This window comes from Pseudomonas persica (assembly GCF_900291015.1).
GTDB lineage: Bacteria > Pseudomonadota > Gammaproteobacteria > Pseudomonadales > Pseudomonadaceae > Aquipseudomonas.
In genome coordinates, this window is sequence record NZ_OLKL01000123.1 from 1 (window position 1) to 276 (window position 276).

The 276-nt window shown below is 69.9% G+C and carries 1 protein-coding gene; it reads right to left on the reverse strand.

Translation table 11 applies throughout. The features are described 5' to 3' along the window. The coding region (locus FQ664_RS25980; RefSeq protein WP_474707156.1) for an oxidoreductase at positions 1-276 on the reverse strand (276 nt) is incomplete at both ends.

The following is a 276-nucleotide window of genomic DNA, read 5'->3' on the forward strand; positions in this document are numbered from 1 at the left end:
ATCGAAGCCGGCGGCGATCGCGTTGTCGGCACCCTGCACGAAGTCGGCGACGATGCCCGGCACTTCTTCCGTGCTGAGTGCACGCGGCGGCGTCGGATCGGCATGGCCACGGCTGCCGTCGTCCAGGTACACGAACGAGGTGTTCTTCGGATCGCTCGCCACCGGCCGCGTGCCAGCGCTCACCGGCTGGCCGCCGTCAGGCTGCAGCGAGCTGTGTGACATGCGGCCGACGTGCCACAGCTGCGCGAAGATCGCGCCCTGCGCAGCGTGTACGGC